The organism is Streptomyces silaceus (assembly GCF_001419745.1).
Taxonomy (GTDB): domain Bacteria; phylum Actinomycetota; class Actinomycetes; order Streptomycetales; family Streptomycetaceae; genus Streptomyces; species Streptomyces silaceus.
Window position 1 is genome coordinate 1 of record NZ_LIRJ01000497.1, and the last position, 6,976, is coordinate 6,976.

The window sequence follows — 6,976 nt, forward strand, 5'->3', positions numbered from 1 at the left end:
CCATGGCCTCCAGGACGTCGGCCGTGGCGGGGTGCTCGACGCGCCAGGCCGTGGCGAAGAACCCGCTGTGCTGCTGCGCGAGCCCCTCGACCAGGCCCTGCAGCTCGTCCGAGTTGCCCTCGGCGGCGAGCTGCGCGGCGATCGTGTCGATGGTCAGCCAGAAGACGAGCGCCTCGGAGGGCGCGGGCACGTCCGCGGCGCCGTGCTCGGCGAGCCACACCCGGGCCAGACCCCCGAGCTCGGGGTCGTCGAGCACGTCCCGCAGCGCCGGCTCCGCTTCGTCGCCGACCAGGGAGAGCGCCTGCTGGCAGCGGAGCCTGCGCAGCGGTGCGCCCTCGTCGCCGCCGCGCGCCGCGGCCAGCAACTCCCGTGCGGCGCCCAGCGGTTCGTGGTGGGCGAGCCACTGCTCGATCTCCGCCTGCGCGGCGGCCTGCGGGAAGCCGGAGGTGCCGTCGAGCAGCGCGTCCGCGCCCTTGTCCGCGAGGTCGCCGACGGCGGGCGCGTCGACGCCGGCCTCCAGCATGCGGGCGCGCACGCCGTACAGGCCGAGCGGGGTGAGCCGCACCATGCCGTAGCGGCTGACGTCCTCGTCGTCGACCGGGGCGGGCTCCTCGGCGCCGTCGTCGTCGACGTCGGCCATGAGCGCCTCGTCGACGGGCCGGTACTCGACGAGACCGAGCGGCTCGAAGAGCCGGAACTGGTCGTCGAGCTTCATCATCGCGTCCGACACCTGCTCGAGGATGTCGTCGGTGGGCTCGGCCATGTCGTCGGGGACGATCATCGAGGCGGCGAGCGCGGGCAGCGGCACCGGGCCCTCGCCGGCGGCGGCGTCGCCCACGGTGAGCAGGTAGAGGTTGCCGAGGACGCCGTCGAGGAAGTCCGCCTCGGCCTGCGGGTCCCAGCCGAGGTCCGCGAAGTCGACCTCGCCGTTCTCCTCCAGGATGTCGAGGAGGTCCTCCATGTCGGGGACCGTGGCGTCCGCGTACACGGTGTCCAGGGCGCCCAGCCAGATGCCGAGGACGTCCTGCGGCCCGCCCTCGGAGAGCAGCGCGAGATCCTCGCCCTGGGTGGCGGTGCCCTCGCCGCCCTCCTCCTCGGCGTCCGTGACCTCGACCAGACCGGTGTCCACGGCGACCCGCCAGGCCTCGCTCGCGTACGCGGCCGCGTCCGGGTCGTCCGCCGCGAGGCCGAGCTCGGCGGCGGCCGCCGGGAGCTGGGCGTCGACGAGCTCGCCGCCCGCGCCGACACGGGTCTCTGGCCCCGCCCAGCGGGCGAGCCGCACGGCGCGGGACAGCAGCGGCGTGGCGAGCGCGGCCCGCGCGAGCTCCGCTTCGGGGTGCAGCAGCACCGGCGGCAGGGTGGCGGGACTTACGGACATCGGCTGGTTCTCCTCCGAGGGGTGGGGGCCTCCCCTGCTCGAGCGTGGCCGAGAACGTGGGGAAGGGTCGGCACGGCGCAAGCCTAGACGGATTTGGCACCATGCCGCCCGGTTCATGTCCCTGTCAGGAAACGTACAGCGCCGGAACACCCGGGGAACCTTGACAACTCCCCTGGCCACGCAAGAGATTGACGCGCGTAGAGCCCGCGTACGGGCCCGCACCGCCGCTTCGTTCTTCACCCACCCTCATCCGGAGTTCCCCGATGCCGCACATATCGACGCACCGCGTACCGAGATCGGCCGCCGTCGGCGCCCTCGTCGCCACCGCCCTCGCCGCCGGGCTGCTCACCGCCGGCGCGTCCACCGCCTCGGCCGACGAGGTCGCCATCCACGACATCCAGGGCACCACCCGCCTCTCGCCGCTGGCGGGACAGCAGGTCACCGGCGTCGCCGGCATCGTGACCGGGGTGCGCGGCTACGGCTCCAAGGGCTTCTGGATCCAGTCCGCCGACGGCACGGCCGACGCGGACCCGGCGACCAGCGAGGGCCTGTTCGTCTACACCGGCTCGGCGCCGACCGTGAAGCCGGGCGACGCGGTGACGGTCTCCGGGACCGTCGGCGAGTACGTCCCCGGGGGCGCCGCCTCCGGCAACCAGTCGCTGACGCAGCTCACCAAGCCGACGGTGACCGTGGAGTCGTCCGGCAACCCGCTGCCGAAGCCGGTCACGATCGACGCGAAGTCGGTCCCCGCCGCGTACGCGCCGGCCGGGGACCCCGCGCAGGGCAACAGCGTCAACGCGCTGCCGCTCAGGCCCCGTTCGTACGCCCTGGACCTCTACGAGTCGCTCGAGGGCATGAACGTGAAGGTCGGCAGCTCGCGCGTGGTCGGTGCGACCGACGCGTACAACGAGCTGTGGGTGACGGTGAAGCCCCACGAGAACCGCAACCGGCGCGGCGGCACCGTCTACGGCTCCTACGACGCGCAGAACGGCGGCCGGCTCCAGATCCAGCAGCTCGCCCCGGTCTCGGAGCAGCCGTTCCCCGAGGCGAACGTCGGCGACGTGCTGACGGGCGGCGCCGAGGGCCCTCTGGACTTCAACCAGTTCGGCGGCTACACGCTGGTGGCGCGCGAGCTCGGGAGCGTCGCCGACAAGGGCCTCAAGCGCGAGACGACGCGGCGCCAGGCCAAGGGCGAGCTCGCCGTGGCCACGTACAACGTGGAGAACCTCGACCCGGGCGACCCGCAGAAGAAGTTCGACGCGCTCGCCGCGGCCGTCGTCGCGAACCTCTCCTCGCCCGACATCGTCGCCCTGGAGGAGATCCAGGACGACAACGGCGCGAAGAACGACGGCACGGTGTCCGCGGAGCAGACGCTGAAGAAGTTCACGGACGCGATCGTCGCGGCGGGCGGTCCGCGCTACGCGTGGCGGTCCGTCGACCCGGACAACAACAAGGACGGCGGCGAGCCCGGCGGCAACATCCGCCAGGTCTTCCTCTTCAACCCCGAGCGGGTCTCCTTCACCGACCGCGCGCCCGGCGACGCGACGACGCCCACCGAGGTCGTGCGCCAGGGCAAGCGGGCCGCGCTGAGCCACTCCCCCGGGCGCGTCGACCCGGCGAACGCCGCGTGGGCGGACAGCCGCAAGCCGCTGGCCGGCGAGTTCGTCTTCCGCGGCCGCACGGTCTTCGTGATCGCCAACCACTTCGGCTCCAAGGGCGGCGACGAGGGCCTGACCTCGCACCACCAGCCGCCGGTGCGCTCCTCCGAGGCCAAGCGGCTGCTGCAGGCGCGGGCCGTGAACGGCTTCGTGAAGGACATCCGCAAGGCCGAGAGGAACGCCGACGTCGTCGTCCTCGGCGACATCAACGACTTCGAGTTCTCGGGGACCACCAAGGCCCTGGAGGACGGCGGCGCGTTGCGCTCCGCCGTCAAGTCGCTGCCCAGGAGCGAGCGTTACTCGTACGTGTACCAGGGCAACACGCAGGTCCTGGACCAGATCCTGACCAGCCCCGGGGTGGGCGGCGGCTTCTCGTACGACAGCGTGCACATCAACGCGGAGTTCGCGGAGCAGAACAGCGACCACGACCCGCAGGTGCTGCGCTTCCGGCCGTAGTCCGGGCGGACGGGGCGGGACTCCTCGGGCTGGGCGGGATCCTCGGACGGGGCGGGATCCTCGGCCGCGCCGGGGGCCCGCCTCAGCCGTAGAGCCGGTCCAGCCAGTCCTGCCAGGCCAGTTCGGTGCCCTTGGCGTCCGCGTGCGCGCCGAAGTCGTGGACGCTGACGCTCACGGGGGCGCCGAAGTGGTTGCGGCCGAAGAGGCGGTGCAGGGCGTCGTCCGTGCGCAGGCCCACGAAGTACCGGCTGCGGAAGTCGATCACCGCGTCGAGTTCCGCGCCGGGGGCGTCCACGCGCACGCGCGCGCCCTCGCTCGCGTCGTCGGGCAGGCCGAGCGCGCGGGCGAGCACGACGAAGGCGTCCGGGGCGACGGCGGCGGGCGGTCCGTTGAGGGCGCTGAACGCGACCGGGCGGCCCGCGAAGTACGCCATGTACTGGCGCAGGGTGTGCAGGTGGAAGTCGGTGTACTTGGCCTCGCCGTCGTACTGCGCGTCCCAGTCGCCGGTGAAGACGCCGCTGTGGACGTAGCGCAGCCAGGAGCGGCGGCCGCCGTCGCGGGGCTCGATGGTGTGGTCGAGCTGGTCGAGGGTCTGACCGGCGATCCCGTCCGGGTCCTCGACGCGGGCGGTGAGGCGGTGGGGCGGGTCCCAGCGGGTGACGATGCCCCCGAAGGGGGCGGCGCCGCCCTCGCGCGGTTCGTAGTGCATGGGCCACAGCCAGCCGCCGGTGCCGGTGGTGAGCGCGGCCCACAGCTGGGCCGGTGACCCCGCGATCTCGAACTCCCTGGCGATCTCGAACTCCTTGCCTCCGCCGACGGTCCCGCCGCCTCCGCCGCCGCCCCCGCTGGCACCGCTCATGCCGACCCCCTGAACATGGTGGCGAGGGAGGGATGCACGGCCACCACCAGGCGGTGGTCACGGCCGGCCTCGCCCCCGGCGGCCCCGTATCTGCGGATCAGGACGCCGACCGTCCCGGCCAGTTCCCGGACGAACGCCGCGCGGTCCGCCGGCGAGGCGAAGCGCACCTCGGCGTCCAGCGCGAACGTGCCGAGGCGGCGCCGACGCGCCCGCGGCGCCCCGCCGAGCAGCGCCCCCACGTCCCGCACCAGACGCGCCGCCACCGCGAGCAGCCAGGAGGCCGACCACGGGTCCCTGGCCCGCCCGGGGTCGGGCTGCACGGCGGCCAGCGCCGTCGGCGAGATCACGTACGACGCCGCGGACGCCCGCATCACCCGCTCGGTCACGGGGCCCCGCCTGCGCTCCCCGGCGAGCTCCAGCAGGCCGTGCCGCTCCAGCGTCCTGAGGTGGTAGTTCACCTTCTGCCGGGGCAGCCCCACCCGGCCCGCCAGCATCGCGGCCGACGCGGGCCCCGCCGCGAGCTCGGCCAGGAGCCGGGCGCGGGTGGGATCGAGCGACACGGCGGCGGCCGCCGGGTCCTCGATCGCGGTGACGTCGAGCATGGCTCAACGGTCCCGCCGACAACTATTGCTGTCCAGGGAGGCGGGTGTCCGGGGCGGCGCGGCGCCGGGAATCTACGCCCGGCTCGGTACGAAGCGGTAGGCGAACCGGTAGCGGGCGACCGTGTCGTCGCCCGTGACGCCGGGGAACTCCCGTACCCGCCGCCACTTCGGGCCCGGGTCCGCCGTCCCGGCGCCGGCCGCGGCGAGCGCGTCGATGTGGGCCTGCTCGGACTCCCACTCGGCGTAGTTGAGGACGCGGGTGCCGTCCGTGCTGACGTGGAAGTGCGCGGCGAGGAGTCCGCCCTTGTCCCCGGAGCCGCCGGCGTCACCGTTGCCGCCAAAGGCGCCGTCGAGGGCGTCGACGACCGCGTCCACCCAGGCGCGCTGCCGGTCGGGGTCCGGCCCCTCGAAGTCGGCCTGCACGATCACGATCGCACCGGCCTCACGGCCTGCGCCGCCGGTCCAACTGCGGTACAGCTCGGTCTTGTCGAGGCCGAGGCGCTCGATGCCGGGCACGGCCGCGTCGATCTCGGCGTTCCGCGCGTCCCTGCCGTTGGCCCGGCTCGCGAAGAAGTCCTGGTACGCCGCCTCGTCCCGCCACCGCGAGTGGTGCAGGACCGTCGAGCCGTCGGCGCCCGCGTACACCGTGTAGGAGAGCAGCCCTTCGTGCGGCCAGGCCCGGGTCTGCCAGGCCCGCGCGATGGCGTCCAGGGTGGCCCGCTGCCGCTCGGGGGAGCCGGTGCTCCAGGTGCTGATGAAGGTGAGGCGGCCCTCGTCGCCGGCCGGGTCGGGCAGGGTGGTGGCGCTCAGGGTCGTGGTCGCAGCAGACATGGCTGTCCATCCGTCTCGGTCGGGTCGGGCGCCGGATGCGGACCGGCTCCGTGGGCACCACGTTCCGACGTCAACCAAGGTTCAGGTCAAGCCCGTTCGGGATCGGGCACGGTCACCGCGGTGAGCGCGGGACGCTTGGCGTACCGCCCGTCGCCCGAGGAGCGCCCCCGCACCCGCCGCCACAGCCACGGCCCCATGAACGCGGCGAACCAGCGCGCCTCCGCCGCCGCGGCGCCCAGCACGGACACCGGGGCCAGCGGCGGCAGCGGGCTGAGCCAGTCCTCGTGCCCGGCGATGCCGAGCGTGTGCGCCATCCCCGCCGCGATCCGGGCGTGGCCCAGCGGGCTCGCGTGCATGCGGTCCGCGCTCCACAGCCGCGGATCGGTGGTGATGCGGTGCGGGAAGGTGTCGAACACGACCACGCCGTGCCGGTCGGCGGCCGCGCGGATCCGGGCGTTCAGGTCCAGGACGCGGGGCAGCGCGCGCCGCGCGAGCGGGGAGATCCGCCCGAGGTCCGGGAAGGTCACGGTGGCCACGCGCGCGCCCGCGGCGGTCAGCCCGGTGAACATCTCCTCGACGTCGGCGGCCACCCGCGCGGCGTCGAAGCCGGGCCGCACCAGGTCGTTCATGCCCGCCATGACGGTCACGAGGTCCGGCTTCAGGGCGAGGGCGGGGCCCAGCTGCTCCGCCCTGATCCCCGCCGTCAGACGGCCCCGCACGGCGAGGTTGGCGTACGTGAGGTCCGGGTTCCCCGCGGCGAGGAGCTCGGCGAGACGGTCGGCCCAGCCGCGGTAGCCGTGCTCTTCGTCGCCGTCCCCGATCCCCTCGGTCTGGCTGTCCCCGATCGCGACATAGCGCGCGTAGGGGTGCTGTCGCGTCGTGGTCATGCGCTGAGCTTGCTCCGGGCCCCGGGCCCCGTCAACGCGGGATCCGGGGCCCGTGGGGTGCGGTCCGGGCGCGGTGGGGCGCGGTCAGGGCGCCGCCGGGGCGCGGTCACGCCCCGGTACCGTCCGCCCCCGGCCGCCGTGCCAGACTCCGCGCCATGCCCGCCTCCTTGGTCCTGCGCCCCGCCGCGCCCGGACCGCACCCCACGGGCCCCGGATCCCGCGTTGACGGGGCCCGGGGCCCGGAGCAAGCTCAGCGCCTGACCACGACGCGACAGCACCCCTACGCGCGCTATGTCGCGATCGGG

Annotated in this window: 6 protein-coding genes; 1 reads left to right on the top strand and 5 read right to left on the bottom strand. The window is 74.5% G+C overall.

From position 1 onward, the window contains the following. The coding region (locus AOK22_RS35240; protein ID WP_055702777.1) for a hypothetical protein at positions 1-1,378 on the bottom strand (1,378 nt) is incomplete at its 3' end. A gap of 263 nt (positions 1,379-1,641) precedes the next feature. Here AOK22_RS35240 and AOK22_RS35245 point away from each other — a divergent pair. Beyond that, complete coding sequence (locus AOK22_RS35245; protein WP_055702778.1) at positions 1,642-3,492, top strand: endonuclease/exonuclease/phosphatase family protein; 1,851 nt, start codon at positions 1,642-1,644, stop codon at positions 3,490-3,492. Positions 3,493-3,574: 82 nt separating this feature from the next. On the opposite strand, the gene AOK22_RS35250 is transcribed toward AOK22_RS35245, so the two are convergent. The 4 genes from AOK22_RS35250 to AOK22_RS35265 form a co-directional block, all read right to left on the bottom strand. After that, positions 3,575-4,351, bottom strand: a complete 777-nt coding sequence (locus AOK22_RS35250) for an SRPBCC family protein (RefSeq protein WP_055702779.1) — start codon at positions 4,349-4,351, stop codon at positions 3,575-3,577. Further along, positions 4,348-4,953, bottom strand: coding sequence for an ArsR/SmtB family transcription factor (locus AOK22_RS35255; protein WP_055702780.1), 606 nt, complete (start codon positions 4,951-4,953; stop codon positions 4,348-4,350). Before AOK22_RS35255 ends, AOK22_RS35250 begins: the two co-directional genes overlap by 4 nt. A gap of 72 nt (positions 4,954-5,025) precedes the next feature. Next, entirely contained in the window at positions 5,026-5,784 is a 759-nt protein-coding gene (locus AOK22_RS35260) for an antibiotic biosynthesis monooxygenase (protein WP_079037033.1), read from the bottom strand. Positions 5,785-5,870: 86 nt separating this feature from the next. Continuing rightward, entirely contained in the window at positions 5,871-6,671 is an 801-nt protein-coding gene (locus AOK22_RS35265; RefSeq protein ID WP_055702781.1) for an SGNH/GDSL hydrolase family protein, read from the bottom strand. Positions 6,672-6,976: the final 305 nt, after the last annotated feature.

Excerpts from the sequence above, each read along its gene's own strand:
- AOK22_RS35245 (WP_055702778.1), top strand. The coding sequence starts at position 1,642 with ATGCCGCACATATCGACGCACCGCGTACCGAGATCGGCCGCCGTCGGC.
- AOK22_RS35250 (WP_055702779.1), bottom strand. The coding sequence starts at position 4,351 with ATGAGCGGTGCCAGCGGGGGCGGCGGCGGAGGCGGCGGGACCGTCGGC.
- AOK22_RS35255 (WP_055702780.1), bottom strand. The coding sequence starts at position 4,953 with ATGCTCGACGTCACCGCGATCGAGGACCCGGCGGCCGCCGCCGTGTCG.
- AOK22_RS35260 (WP_079037033.1), bottom strand. The coding sequence starts at position 5,784 with ATGTCTGCTGCGACCACGACCCTGAGCGCCACCACCCTGCCCGACCCG.
- AOK22_RS35265 (WP_055702781.1), bottom strand. The coding sequence starts at position 6,671 with ATGACCACGACGCGACAGCACCCCTACGCGCGCTATGTCGCGATCGGG.